The organism is Falsiroseomonas sp. HW251 (assembly GCF_050563545.1).
Lineage (GTDB): Bacteria > Pseudomonadota > Alphaproteobacteria > Acetobacterales > Acetobacteraceae > Falsiroseomonas.
Genome location: NZ_JBNXUM010000021.1, coordinates 53,609 through 73,147, shown reverse-complemented (window position 1 = coordinate 73,147; position 19,539 = coordinate 53,609). Strand labels below are relative to the sequence as shown.

The window sequence follows — 19,539 nt, the reverse complement described above, 5'->3', positions numbered from 1 at the left end:
GCACCAATTTCCCTCTTCCGCGAAGCGGGGGAGGGTGGCCGCACAGCTCCCGGGTGAGGGCGAGCGCAGCACCCCTCGTGTCAGAACCTCACCAGCACCCGCGCGTAGACCGCATTCGCGTTGAGCTCCGCGAAACCCGGCCCGTCGGGATTGCGCGTCATCCTCCGCACGCCCTCGACATCCAACTGCACCCGTTCGTCGAACTGCAGCCGGACGCCGCCGCCCCAAGAATCGAGGCTCCGGTCCAGGCCGAAGGGCCCGTTGTCCCAGGCCCTGCCGCCGTCGCGGAACAGGTAGAGCTGCGTCCCCAGCCGGAACCCGCCCGCCGGCACCGTCACGTCTAAGCTGCGGGAGGCCTGCAGTTCCAGCGTCACGCCCAGCGCCCGGTCGCCCGACACCTGGCCGGCATAGAAGCCCCGGCCCAGCCTCTGGCCGCCGAGATAGAATTTCTCGGCCGGCGGGAGGATGTCGTCCGACCACTGCCCCGCGACGACGCCGAGAGCCGACACCAGCCAGGATTCGCCCGCGGCGAACAGCGGCTGCAGCCGCGCGACCTCGCCCGCGACCTTGGAGAAGCCGAAATCGCTGTCGAGCCGCGACGCCAGTGCCGCGCCCGTGCCCGTCGCGCCGAAGGCGTTCAGACCCTGCGCGTAGCGCAGATACCAGGTCGTCGCGGCCGCCGCCGGCGCCGAGCCCAGCCAGGCATCCTGCGCCGCGCCGTCCAGCGTCAGGCGCAGCGCGCGCACGAAATCGCGGCTCTGCCGCGCGCCGTTCGTCTCGACGCTGCTCTCGAAGCCGTCGAACTGGCCGGTGGCGGTCAGGTTCATCGGCCGGCTGCGCAGGACCGGATAGATCAGCGCGGCGCCGCCGACGGTGGTGTCGCCGCGATAGCCGATCGCGGCGAGCGGCGAGAAGGGCAGGGCGCGGCCGGTGCCGAACCAGGCGCGCAGCCGCAGCCCCGAGCCGCCGATGAAGACCTCCTCCGCGACCTGCAGGAAGCTCTGCCCGTTGCCGTCGGTCTGCAGGACAGAGACCTCGGTGCGCTCGCCGAACTGCGTCAGGCTGTTGGCCTGGCCGACCAGCAGCCCCTGCCAGGCGCCGGTCTGGGCGTAGCCGCGGTTGTCGAGGTTGAGGAAGCCGCTGACCGCGCGGCGTTCCAGCCGCACCACCAGCTGCAGCGCGCCGGGCTGATCCGGGATCGGGCGCAGCACGCCCTGGGCCGTCACGCCGGGGATGTCGGAGACGAGCAGCAGCGCGCGTTCCAGCTCCGCGTTCGAGATCGCGCGCGCGCCTACTAGCGGATCCAGGAAGCGCCTGGCTTGGCGCGCGGCGGGGCCGATATCGCCTTCCAGCACGACCTCCGCGATGCGGCCTTCCGTGACCTCGAACCGCAGGTCGAAGCGCCCGTCGGGTCGCGGGCCGAGGCCGGCTTGCACCGCCAGGAAGGGGAAGCCGGCCTCCCGATAGGTCCGGAGCACGGCAAGCCTGGCATCCTCGATCTCGGCCAGGCTGGGCTGCCCGCCCGCGAGATGCCGGACGGCCGGCGCCAGCGCGGCCTCCGGCAGGGCGGTGTTGCCCTGGATCGCGACTCCGCCGATCGGGACGCGGCGGGCCTCGCCGGGGCCGCTGTTGCGCTGGGGCTCAGGCGGCAGCAGCGACGGGCCGAGGCTCGGTGGCTCGACAGGCGTCGCGCGCTCGATGGCGCCGGGCAGGGGGGGCGGGGCCTGCGCGGCCGCCGGCGAGGCCAACAGCAGCAGCGGCAGTGCGAGGATCCGGCGGGATGGTCGGGCTCGGCCGCAACCGGGCAGGCGCATCATCTCTCCCTGAGCCGCGCGTCTTGCGGGCCGCGCGCGGACGCGCCGGTATCGCAGGCTGATCTGGCCCGGCAATCCTCAACCAAACGTTGCAGGAAGCCGAGGGCCTCGGCAATGGTCGCGTTCGCTGCGCCTACACCTGCGGCGCTGGCGGTGATAGGTGATGAACGCAGGCATGGGCGCCCGTAGCTCAGTTGGATAGAGCAGGAGCCTTCTAAGCTTCAGGTCGGGGGTTCAAATCCCTCCGGGCGCGCCAGCCCGTATCATGGGCGGGCAGAGTTGCGGTTGTCGTAACTTGTTGTTCACAACTTACGGTCGTAATCGGATGGTGGTTTCAATCGGCTTATGCCGCCACCCGAGACGCGCCCATGATCGAGTCCCGGCGATTCCGTTTCACCTTCGGGGGCGGCCCACCGCCGCCCGGCTTCGCGGGGATCGCCGCTAACACCGCGTTCACCCTGGCCACCTGCGCGGGCTGGGTGTCGGCCGACAAGCTGCATGACCGGGACCGTGGCGAGCCCGATGGGCTGCGCCGCGGCCTCGTGCTGGGCTTCGGACCGGCGCGGCTGCGCGTCGCCGTCCCGCGCGGGCGCTACCGGCTGCGCTTCGTCATCGGCGACACGCTGCACGACAACCACGCCACGCGGATCAGCCTGCCCGGGCACGAGGAGGCGCTGCCGGTGGTGGCCGGCCGGCGGCACGAATTCGCCGATCTCGAGGCGTCCGTGGAGGTCAGTGACGACCCGCTCGAGATCGGGTTCGACACGCCCGGCGAGAACTGGATCGTCAACGCGCTGACCGTGGAACCCGAGGCCGCGCCCGGGCCGGTGACGCTGGACAGCAAGCTGATCCGGCCCAATGCCTGGAAGCTCCCGCCGCAGGGCCCGCGCGGCGCCCGCCGGCTGTTCGAACGCTGGCGTCAGTCGCCGGCCACCGAGGCCGAAGTTGCCATCCCCGCCGGTGGCCGCGACGCCTATCTCGACGCGATCAGCGGCTGCATCGGCTCTTCCGCCGCCATCAGGCCGAGTCCGGCGCGATCCTCGATCCCTATCTCGGCCGCGAATATCAGTACGCCACGCCTTGCTTCGCCTTCGGCGCCGCGTTGCTGGCGCGCGCCGCCGGCGAGGCCGGGCTGGTCGAGCCGGTGTCCCGCGCGCTGGATCACGCCATCGCCTGCCTGGCGGAACGGCGGACGCCCGACAACCTCCCCGAATTCTTCGCCCTGCCGATCGCGCTGGCCATCGCGCAGCTTGACGGGCTGGTGGCGCCCGCGACCGCGCGCGGCTGGCGCCGGCGCCTGGCCGAGACGGACCCCTTCAGGATCTACCGCACCCCCGTCGGCGGGCATGACGGGCCGGGCATCAGCTGGAACTGCCTCGCCGCCGCAGGGGAGTTCCGCCTGGCTGCGATCGGCGCGCGGCGGGGGCTGGACTTCGTGGACGCGTCGGTGAACGGGCAGGGCCGATACTTCGACAACGAATTCGACCTCTATGCCGAAGGACCGCTGGTCTACGATGCCTTCCCGCGCGCCTGGCTCGCGGAACTGCCGCCCGGCGGCTACGCCGGCCCGGCGGCGGCGGAGCTGACGGAGGCGCTGGACCGCGCCGCACTCGCCAGCCTCTTCTTGCAGGCGCCGGGCGGCGAGGCGCCGATCGGCGGGCGCAGCGCGCATCACCAATGGGCCGACGCGCTGCAGGCTGCGATCTTCGAGGCCGCGGCGGCGAGAGCGGCGGGGCGCGGCGATGCCTGGCTCGCCGGCGTCTTCAAGCGCGCCGCGCGCCGTGCGGCCGCGGCGATGCTGCCGTGGCGGCGCGACAGCGGCGAATGGTTCGTGGTCAAGAACCGCGTTACGCCGGAACTGCGCCACGGCTTCGAGCCCTATTCCGCGCATTCCCAGTACAACCTGCTCGCGGCCTGCAACCTGGCCCTCGCCTGGCTGCATGCCGGCGCGACGGAGGACGTCGCGGAGCGCCTGACGCCGGCGGAGACGGGCGGCCATGTCCTCGTGCTGCCCTCCCCCTTCTCCTGCGTCGTCGCGACCTGCGGCGGCACGCAGGTGACCTTCTTCCTGAGCCCGCATGCGACGCAGACGCCGGCGGGGCTGGCGCGCATCGTCTTCGACGGCATGCCCGCGACGATGGGACCGGGCGACGGCATCGCGCTGCATCCCGCCCATGAACTGCCGGGCGGCACGGCGGAGCCGGTCTCGACCGGCCTCGCCTGGCGCGAGGGCGAGCGCTGGACCAGCCTCGCGCATCTCGAGGCCGGCGCGGCCTCGGCCTCCATCGCGATCGAGCGCGAGGATCCCGCCCTGCTGCGCTTCGCACTGACCTGGTCCCTCGCGCCGGGCGGCAGGATCACGCAGCACGTCCAGATGCGTCCCGGCGAGATCATGCTGGACTTCGAGGCCGAAGGCCTGGCCGAGGCGCTGGCGTTGCGCTGGCCGGTCTTCGCCGGCGATGGCGACGCGCCTGCCGCGATCGAGGCGGAGCAGGGTGGCTGCAGCGTCGCCTTCCGCGGTGCGCGGCTGCGCTATCGCGTGGCTGGCGCCGGCCCGGTCCGGCTGTCGGAGGAGACGGCGCATCGCAACGGCTGGGTGCGGATCGCGACGGCCGAGGCGACTGGGCCGGGTCCGCTGCGCCTGGTGATCTCGCGGGGCTGAGCTGATCCGGCGCGGGGCGGGCCGCCGCCACGCTCCGGCGCGCTACGCCCCGTCCAGCGCCAGCACCGCAAAGCTCGCGAGCCAGTGGCTGCCCATGTAGTGGCCGTCCACGTGATCCAGCGACGCTGAGATATGGCGCGCGGCCGTGTCCTCGGCCAGCGCCCGGCGCGCGTCGCCCAGTGGGAAGCTTGCCGCCAGCACCCGCCAGCACCAGGCCCGCGACAGGTTCACGCCGTCCAGATGCACGATCCGCCCGTCGCTGCGGTCGGCGACGCGGGCGGGGGTGAACAGCGTCGCCGGCTCGCGCTCGGTCAGGCGCGGCAGGAAGCGGTCGCGCCAGGCCGGGAAGCCGTCCGGCGGCAGTAGCCGCGCCATGCAGGCGGCCTCCATCAGCACCGGGGAGAGGAAATCCTCGCCCGAAGGCTCCCAGGCCTGCGCGTCGGCGTCGGCGCCGTACCAGCGCGCCGCGGTGTCGCGGAACAGGGCCAGCAGCGACGCATCGTGCATTGCGGCCCAGTCCGCGGCGATGGTCAGCGCGAAGGCGGTGTTGGAATGCACGCCGTGCCGCACGGGATAGTCGCAGCGCGGCAGATGCGCGGCGAAGCGGTCGGCGAAGTCGCGCGCGAGCGGCGCCAACGTCCGCGCCCGGTCGTCTTCCAACTCGGCATGCAGCTTCAGCAGCCACGCCCATCCATAGGGACGCTCGAAGCCGCGCGCCGACGGTCGCGCGAGGAACGCACGCTCGGCGGCCACCTTCTCCGCGGTGAAGGCCGCGTCGAAGCGTGCGCGGATGGTGTCGGCGAAGGGCGCGGCGGGAAAGCGACGCAGCAGCCGCGCCAGCATCCAGTGAGCGTGTACGCAGGAATGCCAGTCGAAGCTGCCGTGGAAGACTGGATGCAGCTCGGAGGGGCGCTTGAGGTCGGAGGGGCCTTCCAGCACCTGGTCCAGCTTCTGCGGGTATTCCTGCCCGACATGGCCGAGCGCGACCGCGGCGAAGCGCGCCGCCAGGGCCTCCTGCATCACGCGCCGCTCCTCTCGGGATAGGGCCAGCCGGGATCGCGGAACTCCTGCAGTTCGAGCCAGTAACCCTCGGGGTCACGGAAGAAGCAGGACAGCACGGTGCCCGCCTCGTTCAGGTGCGGCGGGCCGTCGAAGGCCACGCCTGTCGCACGGAGATGCCCGTAGGCCGCTTCGACATCCGCCACCAGGAAGGTGAACATCATGCCCCTGGTCCCTCGCGGTCGGTTCGCGCTGTCGCAGACGCCGAGGAAGCCGGTAGGGCTGACCCGGAAGACGCGCCAGCGCCACTGGTCCAATACCTGCGCCAGCCCGAGCGTGCTGACGAGAAGGCCGTCATGCCGTCCAGATCGTCGCCATAGAGCCAGATGATGTTCTGCTCGAAAAAATTGACTTCTCGTCCGGGCGCCTTCGCCGCCATGTCAATCTCCCGTCGGGCCGCGTCGTGGAAGGCAATGCGCGCCGCCATGCGCGTCCAGCATGCATGATTACCCGCTGGCGGCGGAACGGGCTTGCGCGCAAGCTGGAAACCCACCGGGGGGTGTCCTTATCTCCCGGGGAACAAGCCTTCGAAGGAGGAGGGAATAAATGCTGCCTATCGGGACCGTCGCGCCGGATTTCGAGGCGGACACCACGGAGGGCCGGATCCGGTTCCACGAATGGCTCGGCAATTCCTGGGGGGTGCTGTTCAGCCACCCCAAGGACTACACGCCGGTCTGCACGACCGAGCTCGGCGCCATGGCCGGCCTCGCATCGGAATTCGCCAAGAGGAACGTCAAGGTCCTGGCGATCAGCGTCGATCCCGTGGACAGTCACCACGGCTGGTCCAAGGACATCGCCGAAGTCACCGGCCACGCCGTGAACTACCCCATGATCGCCGACCCCGAGCTGAAGATATCCAAGCTCTACGGCATGCTGCCTGCGAGCGCGGGCGATACCTCGCAGGGGCGCACGGCGGCTGACAACGCGACGGTGCGCACGGTCTTCGTCATCGGGCCCGACAAGCAGATCAAGCTGGTGCTGGCCTATCCCATGACGACGGGGCGCAACTTCGACGAGATCCTGCGCGTCATCGACAGCCTGCAGCTGACTGCCCAGAAGAAGCTGGCGACGCCGGCGAACTGGAAGCCCGGCGAGAAGGCGATCATCGCGGGCTCGGTGACGAACGACGCCGCCAAGGAACTGTTCCCGCAGGGCTGGGACTCGCCCAAGCCCTACATCCGCTACGTCGAGGTGAAGTAACGACATGGACGCCTTGCCCGGATCCTCCGTCGCCGACGGCTTCTGGGGCGCGGTCGGGCGGACGCCGCTGATCCGGCTGAAGCACGCTTCCGAGGCCACCGGCTGCGAGATCCTGGGCAAGGCGGAATTCATGAACCCCGGCGGCAGCGTGAAGGATCGCGCGGCGCTCGGCATCTTGCAGGACGCCGTCGCCCGCGGCGCGCTGGTGCCGGGCCGTCCTGGCACCATCGTCGAAGGCACGGCCGGCAACACCGGCATCGGTATCGCGCTGGCGGCCAACGCTATGGGTTGGAAGAGTGTCATCGTCGTTCCGGAGACGCAGGCGAAGGAGAAGCTCGACTACCTCCGCATGATCGGCGCCGACCTGCGTTTGGTGAAGCCCGCGCCGTTCAGCGATCCCGGGAACTACGTGCACTTTTCCCGCCGCCTGGCGGAAGAACTTGGCGCGGTCTGGGCGAACCAGTTCGACAACCTCGCCAATGCCGCGGCTCATGAGGCGACGACGGGACCGGAGATCTGGGACCAGACCGGCGGCCGAGTGGACGCCTTCACCTGCGCCTGCGGCACCGGCGGCACACTGGCCGGCGTTGCGCGCGCGCTGAAGGCGCGCAAGCCCGGGGTGCGGATCGTGCTGGCTGATCCCGGCGGATCGGCGCTGGCGTCCTGGGTAAAGACCGGCGCCTTCAAGGCGGAGGGCAATTCCATCACGGAGGGCATCGGCCAGGCCGCGCGCGCGCCGGGCAACCTGGCGCAGGCGCGCGACCTCATCGACGACGCCATGACCGTGCAGGACGCAGAGGCGCTGGAGCAGGTCTTCGACCTTCAGCTGCACGAAGGCATTTCCGTGGGCGGCAGCGCGGGGCTCAACGTTGCGGCCGCGGTACGCGTCGCGCGCGACCTCGGGCCCGGCCACACCGTGGTGACGGTGCTCTGCGACGGCGCGGCGCGCTATCAGTCCAAGCTCTTCAACCCGGCCTTCCTGCGCGAGCGCGGGCTGCCGGTGCCGAGCTGGTTGGAGTAGGAGCTTCATGGAGATCACCGAGCTCGCCCGCAACGTCCGCGAGCGCGATCCCGCGCGCCCCGGCTGGTTCGAGAGCGTCTTCTGTTATGCCGGCGTCCACGCCGTGCTGTGGCACCGGCTGTCGCATCGGCTGTGGCGTGCGGGCTTCCGCGGCGCGGCGCGGCTGTCCTCCCACATCGCGCGGATGCTGACGGGGATCGAGATCCACCCCGGCGCGCGGATCGGAAGGCGGCTCTTCATCGACCACGGCATGGGCGTCGTCGTCGGCGAGACGGCGGAGATCGGCGACGACGTGCTGATCTATCACGGCGTGACGCTCGGCGGCCTGTCCGGCCAGCCGGGCAAGCGTCACCCGACGGTGCAGGACCACGTGACGATCGGCGCCGGCGCGCAGGTGCTCGGCCCGATCGTGGTCGGGCACGGCGCGCGGATAGGCGCGAATGCGGTGGTCGTCTCGCCGGTGGCGGCCGGCTGCACCGTCGTCGGCATTCCCGCCCGGCCGCCCAAGGGCTCGCCCTGCGACGACGCCGGAATCGGCTACGGCTTCCGCGACGTCACGGAGGACCCGGTGGGCGAGCAGATCGCCGCGCTGCGCGCCGAGATCGCGGGGCTTCGCGCGGAGCTCGAGCGGGTGAAGGCGCGCGAGAACGTCTGAGGCCGCGCCTCAGCGCGGGGCCGGCGGCAGGCGCGAGGAATGGTGGTCCGCGATGCGCCACGCGCCGTCGGCGCCCCGCAGGAAGGTCATGCTGAAGCGCGAGGGCTCGAGCTCGTCCGTGCCGTCGGCGCGCCGGCGCACGAAGGTATAGTGGCCGGCCACGATGGCCACGCCCGGCGCGGCCTCACGCAGCGAATGCTCGCCGATGCGAACCGAGATGGCGGTCGCGCCGGGCCGCACCCGCCCGAAATAGGCGGCGATCGCGCCGCGGCCGATCGTCTGCTCGCGGCTCACGCTGCCCCAGAGCGTCGCGTCCTCGGTGTAGAGCGCGGCCGCGCGCGCGGCCCATCATTGGTGGCGTAGGCCTCCGCCCAGGCGACAAGTAGCGCCGCCGGCGTGGTCTGGGCGCGCAGCGGCGCGCCCATCGTCGCGGCCACGACAAGGGCGAGGACGGGGATCGCGGCGCGCATCCGGCTTGCTCCCACGCGGGGATCAGCCCGCCGCCCCGTCCTCGGCGACGCGGGTGTGCTCGGGGGGCAGGACCACGCGGACGGTGGTGCCGAAGCCGATCTGGCTCTCGATCTCGAGCCGCCCGCCATGCGCCTCCGACAGTCCCTTCGCGATGGGCAGGCCGAGGCCCGTGCCGGGGACCTGGCGGCTGTAGCCGCCGTCGATCTGCTGGAACGGCTCGAGCGCGCGCGGGATGTCCTCCTCCCGCATGCCGATGCCGCTGTCGCGGACCATGATCTCGCCCGCGCCGTCGGCGCGCATCCGCGCCGCCACCACGACCCGCCCGCCGGCTGGGGTGAACTTCACGGCGTTGCCGACGAGGTTGTTCAGCACCTGGCGGAAGCGTGCGGGATCGACGTTGAACTCGAGCAGCGGCTCGCCCTCGGCCGCTTCCAGCTTGACCTGCCGCTGCATCGCCAGCGCCGACAACTCGCCGACCGCGCCGGCGATGAGCCGCGTCGCCCGGGTCCAGTGCGGGTTCAGCGTCGGGCCGACCTTGGTCAGCGACGAATAGTCCAGGATGTTGTTGATAAGCTCGAGCAGGGCGCGGCCGCTGTCGTTGATCTGCTGCGCATATTCCGCGCGCTGCGCCTCGTTGGGCTGGTAGCGCGCATGCGGCATCAGCATGTCGGAGAAGCCGATGACCGCATTCAGCGGCGTGCGCAGCTCATGGCTCAGCGTCGCGATGAAGCGGGCGCGCAGCGCGCTGGCCTCCTCCGCCGTCGCCTTGGCCGCGCGCAGCGCCTGCTCCGCCTGCTTGCGCAGCATGACGTCGATGTAGACGGACAGCGCGCCTTCCACGAGTTCCTGGTCGCCCGTCTCGAAAGGGCGCGAGATGTTGGATTCCGACTGGTTGCCCAGGATCAGCGCATTGCCCGAGGCGCGGTCATGTGCCCAGAGGATGTACGGAAGGCGCAGGATGCCGGTCAGCTCGTAGGCCGGCGTCTCGATCACGGTGCGCGCGGTGGTGAAGAAGAAGGACGGCGAGCCCGGTACCACGACCTGCTCGGCGGGCGGCTCGGCGCCGAAGCCGATGGCATGCGCGACGCGAAAGATGCCGGCGCCGTCCGGGCCTTCGCGCACGAGCAGGGCCGCGCGGTCGCATAGCGTGTTCTCGACGATCACTTCCAGCAGCGGGCCCCCGATCTCCTCCGGGCTCTCGCAAAGGTCGGCGACGCGATGCGCCTCGCGGATCAGCTTGGCGACGGTGCGGCTGCGCCTTGCCTCGCGGAAGGCCTGGCTCTGTTCTTCCTGAAGGCGCAACAGTCGTGCGCCGAGGTCGTTACACTCGCGCCGGTAGTAGGCCAGCTCGCGTTCCAGGCGGGCGATGTCCAGGGTGAGCTCCATCTAGCGTCGGCGGCGCAGGACGCTGAGGACGCCAGTCCAGTCCAGCGGCTTGCTTGGCTCGTCGCCGAAAGGGGCGACCTCGACGCCGGAATAGAAGCCGAGCAGGGGTGTCGAGGGATCGAGGCCCTGGACCACCAGTTCGGCCTCTTCCACGGAGGAGCCGCTCCGGGCCGAGGCGCGGCCCGCGCAGTCGATGTACAGCGCGAGCAGGTTGTCCCGCCCGTCGTTGCTGCGGTTCATTGCCGCGACGCCGCGGCGGACGGAATCGAGCATCAGGCCGTTGTCGCGGCTCATGATCTGCACCTGCGTGCCGCGCGCGAAGTCGGGCTCGAACAGCGTGATCGAGCCGACCTCGGCATTTGCGGACAGGATGAGGCGGTTGACGTAGGCGTTCTCGTCATAGGGCGCGTAGGGGTCGCCCTGCTTCTGGCCGAGGGTGGCGAGGAGCGAGAGCTCGCTCCCGCGCCCGCCGCCGATCTGCAGGCCCAGCATGCGCTCGATCACGCGGAGCGCCGGCTCGCCATCCAGCTCGAAGACGGTGGCACCCTCGATGCGGGTGATCTCCATGAAGGCGGAGACCGGGCGGCAGCCGTGCAGGATGACGGTCTCGGCCTCGACGGTGGAGGGGAAGACCAGCGCGACGGCGGCGTGCTTGCTGACGCCCTCGCCGTCGAAGACCCAGGCGCCGGTGAGGTTCATGTCGGTCAGCAGCCCGCCGCCGAGGAGATGCACCGGCGCATTGCCCACGGCCTCGTTGAAGCCGGCGACAATGGAGCTGGCGTAGTGCAGCTTGGGCGGGGCGGTGCTGGCGACGCTGTCGAACAGCAGCATGACGACGGAAGGCGCGTGCACTTTGCCGCGGACCAGCGCGCCGAGCTCGGCGCCGGCTGCGCGCTCGTCGCGGTCCAGCTGGTGGCTGAACACGACCTCGGGCGTGGTCATCGGATCGTCGAACACGAGAAGGCCGAGCTCGAAGCCGGAATAGCCGGTGCCGAGGCGGGAGATCGCGCCCGCCGCCGAGCCCCCGACGACGGGAACCGTGCCGAAGGCGTCGGACAGCGCGAGGCGCACGGCCTGGGGATCCAGCTTGCCGCCGGTGAATGCCATGACGAGTTCGGCGTGACCGACGGGGCCGAGGCTCTCGACCGCCCGCTGGACCGCCTTGGCAGGCTCGGTGCTCCTGCCGAAGCCGACGCGCATTCCAGTGCTTCCCTCACCCGCTGCCGTGATGGCGGCCCCCATGACGGCGGGGCCCTGACGGACAGCCGCAAATCCTAACGCGGGCGGGTGGCTCGGCTCAAGGTTGTTCGGACCGGGTGATTTGCGCGTTCGGCGGGCGGGGCCGCCGTGCCGCGGCAGGGCCGCTACAGAAAGGACTTGGCGAGTTGCGAGATCTCGAGCGCCTTGTCCATGCCGTTTATGCAGCGCCGCGCCTCCAGGAGGTCGGCCTTCTGATCGTTGATGAAGTCGGTGAGCTTGCGGCCTGTGAAGGCGCCGGTCTTGAAGCCGTGCACCAGGACGAAGAGCGCGACGTCGAATGCCATCGCGAGATCCGGCTTGGCCAGCAGGTCGAGGCCCGTCATCTCCCCGTAGATCCTGTAGTTCGTGTCCCAGGTCAGCTGCACGAAGCCGCGGCCGTAATAGGGGTAGTAGGCGAGATTGGCTTTCCGCCAGGCCTCGTCCTTCCAGAAGGTCTCGCGCACCGGCTGGAAGGTCCTGGCGGTCTCCCATTGCGTGGTGGCAAGGACATAGGCGACCTGGGTAGGCAGCCCCAGACCCTGCGCCTGGCACTCCGCGCGGATCGCGGCGATGGTCGCGGCGCGGTCGCCCTGCGCGGGGTTCTTCATGCTCGGCAGCGTCGCGACATCGGCCTGCAGCTTCGCGACGGATTCCGGGCCGACCAGGTCCGGGTTGCCCGGGAAGTGCCGCGCCTTGAACTCGCTCCAGGCGTTGCGGGTGCGGTTGCCGAGCTTCCCGTCCACCCCGCGCACGGGATAGCCGAGGATGGCCAGGCTGCGCTGCAGTTCCAGCAGCAGATCCACGGCCAAGTCGCCGAGCGGCATCGGCTGCTTGATCCCGCTCAGCCGGGCGAGCCGCGGCAGCACGCTGTCCCCGAGCATGGCGTTTGCCTCCGTGCCGTGGCCGCGTGTTCCGGGCCGGCGCGGGACGGCGCGCGCCGCCGGCCGGGCCGGCGATTCCGGCGCGATCGGGAGAGGATTGTCCATATGGAAGCGTATCGGAAGTCAATGCGCCGCTGCGCCGCGGCGCGGTCCTGGGCTATCTCCGGGGGTGCCGATGCCAGATGCTTCCCGCCAGATCCCGCTCCCCCTCGGCTATGCGCCGTCCTCGGCGCGCGCCGACCTTGTGGAGGACGCCTCCAACGCCGAGGCGCTGGCCTGGCTCGACCGGCCGCGCGACTGGCCGCTCGGGCGGCTCGCGCTGTTCGGGCCGTCCGGTGTCGGCAAGTCGCACATGCTGCGCGCCGCGGCGGCGGGACAAGGCTGGCGCCTGCTGCACGGGGCCGAGCTCACCGAGGCGGTGGCCGTCGGGCCGGGGGCAGGGCTGGCCCTGGATGAGGCCGAGGCGGCGCCGGAGGCCGCGCTGTTCCACCTGATCAATCGCAGCGCCGAGGCCGCGGCGCCGCTGCTGCTGGCCTCCCGCGATGCGCCGTCCCGCTGGCCGGTCGCGCTGCCGGACCTGGCCTCTCGGCTGCGGGCGACGCTCGCCGTCGGGATCGGCGTGCCAACCGACGCGCTGCTCGCGGCGCTGCTGGCCAAGCACCTGGCGGACCGGCAGCTTCGCGTCGCACCGGACGTCCAGGCCTGGCTGCTGGCGCGGCTGCCGCGCGACGCCGCCGAGATCGCCGGCGCGGTCGCGGCGCTGGATGCGGCGGCACTGGCGGCGGGCGCGCCGGTCACCCGGGCGCTGGCGCGCGCGACGCTGCCGGGCCTCGCCGGTGACAATCCGGTTGCACCCGGCTCCTATGGCTCGCCCGGGCCCGGTGGGCTGGGGTAGTCTCGCGGCATGGACGTCCTCGCCCCCAAGGCCCCCGAGATCGCCGCCGGCATCGGCCCGGAGGATCCCGCGCGCTTCATCAATCGCGAGCTGTCCTGGCTGGCCTTCAACACCCGGGTTCTGGAGGAGGCGCAGAACCCCCGCCACCCCCTGCTCGAACGCCTGAGGTTCGTCGCGATCTCGGCCTCCAACCTCGACGAGTTCTATTCCGTCCGCGTCGCCGGCCTGATCGGGCAGGAAAGGGCGGGGGTGGGCGGCCTGTCCTCGGACGGGCTGACCCCGGGCCAGGCGCTGGCCGCCATCCATACCGAGGCCAAGATCTTGATCGACCGCCAGCGCGAGACCTGGGTCGAGCTGCGCGCCCAGCTGGCGGAGGCCGGGGTCGTGGTCAGCGAGACCGCCGACCTCTCGCCCGGCGACCGCGCCTGGCTCGAAAGCTATTTCCTCGACCGGATCTTCCCCGTGCTGACGCCGCTCGCGGTGGATCCCGCGCATCCCTTCCCCTTCATCGCCAATCTCGCGCTCTGCATGGTGCTGAAACTGGTGCGGGAGGAGGACGGCGGCACGATGCGGGCGCTGCTGCCGCTGCCGCCGCAGGTCGAGCGCTTCATCCGCCTGCCCGCCAGCGGCGACCCGAAGGCGCCGCGGCCCGCCGTGCGCTTCGTGATGCTCGAGGACCTGATCCTGCTGTTCCTCGATCGCCTGTTCCCGGGCTTCGTGCTGCACGAGGCCGGCCTCTTCCGCCTGATCCGCGACACCGATGTCGAGTTCGAGGAGGAGGCCGAGGACCTCGTCCGCAGCTACGAGACCGCGCTGAAGCGCCGGCGCCGCGGGCGCGCCATCCGGCTTTCCGTGGATGCGCGGATGCCACAGGACATGCTGGACCTCGTGGTGGGCGAGCTCGACGCCGACCCGCAATCCATCTTCAAGGTGGACGGGATCCTCGGCGTCGCGGACCTCCGGCAGCTGATCGTGGACGACCGGCCGGACCTGCTCTTCACGCCCTACACGCCGCGCTTCCCGGAACGGATCCTGGATTTCGGCGGGGACTGCTTCGCGGCGATCGCGGCGAAGGACATCGTGGTCCATCACCCCTACGAATCCTTCGATGTCGTGGTGCAGTTCCTGCGCCAGGCCGCGCGGGACCCGAACGTCGTCGCGATCAAGCAGACGCTCTACCGCACCACGCGCGACAGCCCGATCGTCAAGGCGCTGATCGAGGCGGCCGAGGCCGGCAAGTCCGTCACCGGCATCGTCGAGATCAAGGCCCGCTTCGACGAGGAGCGGAACATCGCGCTGGCCCGCGAGCTGGAAGCCGCCGGCGTGCAGGTCGTCTACGGCTTCGTGGAGCTCAAGACCCACGCCAAGGTCTCGCTCGTCGTGCGGCGCGAACGCGACGGGCTGCGCAGCTACGCCCATTTCGGCACCGGCAACTACCATCCCGTCACCGCGCGGATCTACACCGACCTCAGCTTCTTCACCGCCGATCCCGCCCTGACGCGCGACGCCGCGAAGCTCTTCAACTACATGACGGGCTATGCGCGCCCCGAGACGATGGAGGCGCTGGCCTTCGCGCCGCTGACCATCCGCCCCGCCCTGCTTGGCCTGATCGAGCGAGAGACCGCCTTCGCGCGCGAAGGCCGGCCCGGCGGCATCTGGCTCAAGATGAACTCGCTGGTGGACGAGCAGCTCATTGATGCGCTGTACCGCGCGAGCGCGGCGGGGGTGAAGGTCGATTGCGTGGTGCGCGGCATCTGCTGCCTGCGTCCGGGCGTTCCGGGCCTGTCCGACAACATCCGGGTGAAGTCCATCGTGGGCCGTTTCCTCGAGCACAGCCGGGTCTACGTCTTCGGCAACGGGCACAGGCTTCCATCCCGGCGCGCGCGGGTGTTCATCTCCTCCGCGGACTGGATGGCGCGGAACATGGACTGGCGGGTCGAGACGATGGTGCCGATCGAGAACCCGACGGTGCACGAGCAGATCCTGGACCAGGTGATGGTGGTCAACCTGCAGGACACGATGCAGAGCTGGCAACTCGGGCCCGACGCGGTCTATCGGCGTCTGGCGCCGGGCGACAGGCCGGTTTCGGCGCATGAATACTTCCGGACCAACCCGTCGCTCTCGGGCCGCGGCAGCGCGCTGAAGCCCCGCGTGGCGAAGGCCGGCAGGCGCGGCCGGCAGGACCGCGTGGCGCAGGATTGAGGCGCTTGGACAACCGCTTCGAACTGACGCCACCGCGGGTGACGCGGCGGCGGGCGGACCGGCCGCGACGGCTCGGCGTGGTGGATCTCGGCTCCAACTCCGTCCGCCTCGTGGTGTTCGAGGGGCTGTCGCGCAACCCCATGACCATCTTCAACGAGAAGGCGGTGCTCGGGCTGGGGCGGGGGCTGCAGCAGACCGGGCGGCTGAACGACGCCGCGGTGCCGCAGGCCCTGACCGTCCTCGGCCGCTACGCCGCGGTTGCCGGCGCGATGGGCGCCGATCCCGTGGAGATCCTGGCCACCGCCGCGACGCGCGACGCCGCCAACGGGCCTGACTTCATCGCCGCCATCAACGAACGCCTGCCCGATATCCCGGTCCGCGTGCTGTCGGGGCAGGAGGAGGGCGCGCTCTCGGCGGAGGGCGTGCTGCTCGGCTTTCCCGGCGCGGACGGGATCCTGGGCGACCTCGGCGGCGGGTCGCTGGAACTGGTGGAACTGAACGAGGGCGTCATGGGCCGCGCGGCCTCCCTGCCGCTGGGGGCCATCCGGCTTGCCGACCGCACCGGGGGGGAGGTGGCGAAGGCGCGTGCGCTGGTCGAATCCGACCTCAGCCACGTGCCCTGGCTCCGCCAAGGAGAAGGGCGGGACCTGTACCTCGTTGGCGGCGCCTGGCGGGCGCTTGCGCGCATGCACATGGCGCAGACGCGCTACCCCCTGCACATCGTCCACCACTACGTGTTGAAGCGCGACGAGGCGCGCGACCTCGCGGGCGTCATCGCCCAGGCGAGCCGCAAGACGCTGGAGAAGATGCCGGAGGCGCCGCTGAAGCGCCTGCAGGACATGCCCTTCGCCGCAGTGGTGCTGCGCCGTCTGCTGCGTGCGACCGGCGCGCGGCGCGTCGTGTTCAGCGCCAACGGACTGCGTGAGGGCTGGTATGCCGGTTTGCTGCCGGAGGCGATCCGCGCCGAGGACCCGCTGCGCGCCGCGGGCAACGATCTCGCCGCGCGCTACGGCCGCGATCCCGAGATGGCCCCGGCGCTCGCCGCCTGGACCGCGGGCCTGTCCGAGGAGGAGACGCCGGACGCGGCGACGCTGCGCGCGGCCTGCTGCGCCATGGCCGACATCGGCAGCCACGACCATCCGGACTACCGGGCGGAGCACGCCTTCTACCGCGTCCTTCGCCAGCCCGGCGTCGGCGTCGATCACCACCAGCGCGCCTTCCTCGCGATGGTGGTGGCGCTGCGCTACGAGGCCGAGGACGACGCGCCCTACCTCGCCATGGCGCGGCAGCTGCTGGATCCCACGGCGCTGCGGCGCGCGGCCGTGCTGGGCGCGGCGCTGCGGCTCGCCTTCACGCTGTCGGGCGGCACGCCGGCGCTGCTGGCGGGCACCGCGCTGAAGCGCGTCGGCGGCGAATTGCGGTTGCGCCTGGTGGAGGGGAGCGGCGTCTTCGCAGGCGAAAGCGTCCAGCGCCGGCTCGATGCGCTGGCGGCGGCGCTCGGGCTCAGCGCGACGGTCGAGATTGCCGGCAGATAAGACACGCCGACCTCAGAACCTGAAACGACCGCACCGGAGCCGCGACATTCCCGTCGCGAATACTTCCTTCAACTTGCAACCAGCCCTCTGCCTCCCCGTTCGCCTGGAACCCGCGGCCGCCCGCCGCGGGCCTGCCCCGGCGCGCAGCCCCCCGCTACTGCCGGGGCCATGCAGAAGGGACACGAGGATGGCTGAGAGCAGGCACGACAACCTATCGGGCGCCACACGATCGGCGCAGGCCACGCGCCAGGGTGCCGAGGCTGCGGCGCGCGGAGCCCAGGCCGGCGCGACGGCGCTGCGAGGCGCCGGCGGTGCCGCTGCGACGCTCGCGCAGAGCGGCGGGCAGGCGACGTCTCATGTCGCGCGCCAGGGCGCCCGCGAGGTCGCCGAGGACGGACGCCACGCGACCGATGCCGCCGCGCACGACATCGAGCAGACCGCCGAGCGCTATGCGGAGGCGCTGCGCCATGTCGCGCATGACCTGGGCCGCCTGATGATGGTGCCGCGCAGCGCCGGCGGCGGGCTGCAGGACATGCAGGAGGCGATGGGCGCGATGATGACCGGCGTGCTGCGCACCAACATTCGCATCACCTCGGAATTGTTCCGCCGCACCAACTTCGGCAGCCTGGCGGAGCTGCAGGGCACCTTCCTCCGGGAATACCTGGACGCGCTGATGGAGGGCGGCACCACCGTGCTGCGGGCGACACGCCGCACTGCGGAGGAGGCGCTGCGCCCACTGGAGCATCGCGCCACGGGCGACGGCGAGGACCGCCAGCCCCGCGTGGGGGAGGTGATGTCCCATGACGTCCGCGTGGTGAGCCCCGAGGAGACGGTGCAGCAGGCCGCGAAGCTGATGACGGAGGCCGACGCCGGGGCGCTGCCGGTGGGCGAAGGCGACCGCCTGGTCGGCATGGTCACCGACCGAGACCTCGCGTTGCGCGTGCTGGCCGAGGCGAAGGACCCGTCGCGCACCAAGGTGCGGGAGGTGATGTCGCCGGGCACGCGGTACGTCTTCGAGGATGCGCCGCTGGAGGAAGCCGCCGAAACGATGGAGCACGAGCAGCTTCGCCGGCTTCCCGTGCTGAACCGCGACAAGCGGCTGGTCGGGATCGTGTCACTGGGCGACCTCGCGCGGCGCAGGGCGCCCCGCGCAGGCCGCGCCATGGCCGGAATCGCGCGGGAAGGCGGCCGGCACGACCAGGCAGCGGGGTGAGCTAACCCTCGTCCCGGCGGGTCAGGCCGAGGCCCTGCGGATCCTCCTGCCCGGCCCGCCGGCGATCGAGCTCGTCGAAGAGCGAGCTGCCGATCATGCCGTCGAGGTGCGCGAGATAGGCGCGGACCTGTCTGGCGCGCGGGTCGTCCTCGCCCAGCGCTTCCTCGACGCCGCGCAACGCGGCGCGCATGCGGCGCAGCACCTGCACGCTGGTCGCGCCGAAGACGCGGATCTCGTCGAAGGCAAGGGAGAGGTAGTCGTCCCAGCTCGGCATCGGATAGACCAGGCGCAGCCGCCCATCCGCGTCCGCCTCGGCGCCGGCGTCGAGATCCACGCGGGCCAAGCGGCGCAGCAGGTCCTCGATCTGGTCGAGCGCCTGGACGGCGGTGGTGGGGTCGTTGATCGCTGGTGACAGCGCCTTGATCGCGATGTCCACCAGCAGGCGGATCGGATATTTCGGATCCTGTTCGTAGGTCCGGTCCAGGCCGAGCTTCACCGCGGCGCGCAGCGCGCGTGGCTCTATCGGGGCGCCGCCGTGCTGGCGCAGGATCGCCTTGCCGTCCGCAACGGTGTCCCCGACGGCGCAGGCCATGACGATCACCGCTTCGGCATGGCGCGCCAGCTCGACCAGGGCCGCGATGTCCAGCCTCTCGACGTAGCGCGGCGCGCCTTCGTGGCGAAGCGCCTGCACGACGGGCGCCGCCGGACGCTCGGGACGGACCGCGGGACCATGGGGCGCGGCGAACATCGCGGAGATCACGGCCCGGCCGGAATCCCCGATGTCGCGCAGCATCGCCGTGATCTGCAGGTCGTTCAGGCGACGGACCAGCAGCGCGAAGAAGAGCAGGCTCGCGAAGAGCAGGAACATCGCGATGAACCAGGACAGGACCGGCACGCCGGAGCCGCCGTCGCGGTCGGTCCAGGCGATGGTCGCGAGCGCATACATGAAGGTTGCGAAGAAGATCCCGAGCGCGTGGAAGGTCATGGGATCGCGGGAGAAGCGCAGCGCGATCCGCGGTGAATAGGCGACCGCGCTGAACTGCACCAGGACGAAGGCGACGGAGAAGACGATGGCCGTCAGCCCCATCACGCCCGATGCGGCGGCGCTCAGCACCGCAACGGCGGAGCTGTCGGACAGGCCGATGCTGAGATCCGGGAAGAAGCGGTGCTCGATCCGCGGGACGACGAAGGCGAGGACAATGCTGGCCACGGTATAGGCCAGCGGCAGCATCCAGCTCGGCATGCGCTCCCCCGCGCCACAGGCGTCGCGCGATCCTCCGCTACCTGTTGCTGCGCCGCAACTCCC

The 19,539-nt window shown here is 71.4% G+C and carries 18 protein-coding genes and 1 tRNA gene; 9 read left to right on the top strand and 10 right to left on the bottom strand.

The genetic code is table 11. The annotated features are described in order from the left end of the window. Window positions 1-80: 80 nt before the first annotated feature. Entirely contained in the window at window positions 81-1,817 is a 1,737-nt protein-coding gene (locus ACLF3M_RS23260) for a ShlB/FhaC/HecB family hemolysin secretion/activation protein (RefSeq protein WP_430659370.1), read from the bottom strand. A gap of 176 nt (window positions 1,818-1,993) precedes the next feature. On the opposite strand from ACLF3M_RS23260, the gene ACLF3M_RS23255 reads away from it, so the two are divergent. Continuing rightward, window positions 1,994-2,070: transfer RNA gene (locus tag ACLF3M_RS23255), tRNA-Arg, on the top strand. Window positions 2,071-2,787: 717 nt separating this feature from the next. Here the strand turns inward: ACLF3M_RS23255 and ACLF3M_RS23250 are convergent. Further along, window positions 2,788-2,979 (bottom strand): hypothetical protein, encoded by a 192-nt coding sequence (locus ACLF3M_RS23250; RefSeq protein ID WP_430659369.1) that lies wholly within the window; start codon window positions 2,977-2,979, stop codon window positions 2,788-2,790. On the opposite strand from ACLF3M_RS23250, the gene ACLF3M_RS23245 reads away from it, so the two are divergent. Then, window positions 2,959-4,476, top strand: coding sequence for a hypothetical protein (locus tag ACLF3M_RS23245; RefSeq protein WP_430659368.1), 1,518 nt, complete (start codon window positions 2,959-2,961; stop codon window positions 4,474-4,476). The two genes, ACLF3M_RS23250 and ACLF3M_RS23245, sit on opposite strands and share 21 nt — an antisense overlap. A gap of 42 nt (window positions 4,477-4,518) precedes the next feature. On the opposite strand, the gene ACLF3M_RS23240 is transcribed toward ACLF3M_RS23245, so the two are convergent. Both ACLF3M_RS23240 and ACLF3M_RS23235 read right to left on the bottom strand, forming a co-directional pair. Next, entirely contained in the window at window positions 4,519-5,496 is a 978-nt protein-coding gene (locus tag ACLF3M_RS23240; protein WP_430659367.1) for a DUF2891 domain-containing protein, read from the bottom strand. Then, entirely contained in the window at window positions 5,496-5,699 is a 204-nt protein-coding gene (locus tag ACLF3M_RS23235; protein WP_430659366.1) for a VOC family protein, read from the bottom strand. Before ACLF3M_RS23235 ends, ACLF3M_RS23240 begins: the two co-directional genes overlap by 1 nt. Before the next feature lie 382 nt (window positions 5,700-6,081). On the opposite strand from ACLF3M_RS23235, the gene ACLF3M_RS23230 reads away from it, so the two are divergent. From ACLF3M_RS23230 to cysE, 3 genes are read left to right on the top strand one after another with little or no spacing between them, the layout of a single operon-like run. Further along, window positions 6,082-6,735 carry a peroxiredoxin gene (locus ACLF3M_RS23230; RefSeq protein ID WP_430659365.1) on the top strand — a complete coding sequence of 218 codons (654 nt, stop codon included), beginning with the start codon at window positions 6,082-6,084 and terminating at the stop codon, window positions 6,733-6,735. A 4-nt stretch (window positions 6,736-6,739) separates the two neighbouring features. Further along, window positions 6,740-7,756: a cysteine synthase A gene (locus ACLF3M_RS23225; RefSeq protein WP_430659364.1), complete on the top strand. Its 1,017-nt coding sequence runs from the start codon at window positions 6,740-6,742 to the stop codon at window positions 7,754-7,756. A gap of 7 nt (window positions 7,757-7,763) precedes the next feature. Beyond that, on the top strand, window positions 7,764-8,411 hold the full coding sequence (cysE, locus tag ACLF3M_RS23220; RefSeq protein WP_430659363.1) for a serine O-acetyltransferase: 648 nt from the start codon (window positions 7,764-7,766) through the stop codon (window positions 8,409-8,411). Between the two features lie 9 nt (window positions 8,412-8,420). On the opposite strand, the gene ACLF3M_RS23215 is transcribed toward cysE, so the two are convergent. The 5 genes from ACLF3M_RS23215 to ACLF3M_RS23195 form a co-directional block, all read right to left on the bottom strand. Then, window positions 8,421-8,705, bottom strand: coding sequence for a nuclear transport factor 2 family protein (locus ACLF3M_RS23215; RefSeq protein WP_430659362.1), 285 nt, complete (start codon window positions 8,703-8,705; stop codon window positions 8,421-8,423). Next, window positions 8,702-8,881 carry a hypothetical protein gene (locus ACLF3M_RS23210; protein WP_430659361.1) on the bottom strand — a complete coding sequence of 60 codons (180 nt, stop codon included), beginning with the start codon at window positions 8,879-8,881 and terminating at the stop codon, window positions 8,702-8,704. Before ACLF3M_RS23210 ends, ACLF3M_RS23215 begins: the two co-directional genes overlap by 4 nt. Window positions 8,882-8,903: 22 nt before the next feature. Continuing rightward, a complete protein-coding gene (locus ACLF3M_RS23205; protein ID WP_430659360.1) occupies window positions 8,904-10,268 on the bottom strand; it encodes a sensor histidine kinase in 1,365 nt (454 codons plus the stop codon). Then, entirely contained in the window at window positions 10,269-11,468 is a 1,200-nt protein-coding gene (locus ACLF3M_RS23200; protein ID WP_430659359.1) for an FIST signal transduction protein, read from the bottom strand. Window positions 11,469-11,632: 164 nt separating this feature from the next. After that, entirely contained in the window at window positions 11,633-12,388 is a 756-nt protein-coding gene (locus ACLF3M_RS23195; protein WP_430659358.1) for a glycoside hydrolase family 19 protein, read from the bottom strand. Between the two features lie 175 nt (window positions 12,389-12,563). Here ACLF3M_RS23195 and ACLF3M_RS23190 point away from each other — a divergent pair, with 175 nt between their 5' ends. The 4 genes from ACLF3M_RS23190 (at window position 12,564) to ACLF3M_RS23175 (ending at window position 18,233) form a co-directional block, all read left to right on the top strand. Continuing rightward, complete coding sequence (locus ACLF3M_RS23190) at window positions 12,564-13,283, top strand: chromosomal replication initiator DnaA (protein WP_430659357.1); 720 nt, start codon at window positions 12,564-12,566, stop codon at window positions 13,281-13,283. 9 nt (window positions 13,284-13,292) lie between these two features. Further along, window positions 13,293-15,485, top strand: a complete 2,193-nt coding sequence (locus tag ACLF3M_RS23185) for an RNA degradosome polyphosphate kinase (RefSeq protein ID WP_430659356.1) — start codon at window positions 13,293-13,295, stop codon at window positions 15,483-15,485. Window positions 15,486-15,523: 38 nt separating this feature from the next. Further along, complete coding sequence (locus tag ACLF3M_RS23180) at window positions 15,524-17,020, top strand: Ppx/GppA family phosphatase (protein WP_430659428.1); 1,497 nt, start codon at window positions 15,524-15,526, stop codon at window positions 17,018-17,020. A gap of 187 nt (window positions 17,021-17,207) precedes the next feature. Next, entirely contained in the window at window positions 17,208-18,233 is a 1,026-nt protein-coding gene (locus ACLF3M_RS23175) for a CBS domain-containing protein (RefSeq protein ID WP_430659355.1), read from the top strand. Between the two features lies 1 nt (window position 18,234). On the opposite strand, the gene ACLF3M_RS23170 is transcribed toward ACLF3M_RS23175, so the two are convergent. After that, window positions 18,235-19,476: a DUF2254 domain-containing protein gene (locus tag ACLF3M_RS23170; protein ID WP_430659354.1), complete on the bottom strand. Its 1,242-nt coding sequence runs from the start codon at window positions 19,474-19,476 to the stop codon at window positions 18,235-18,237. Window positions 19,477-19,539: the final 63 nt, after the last annotated feature.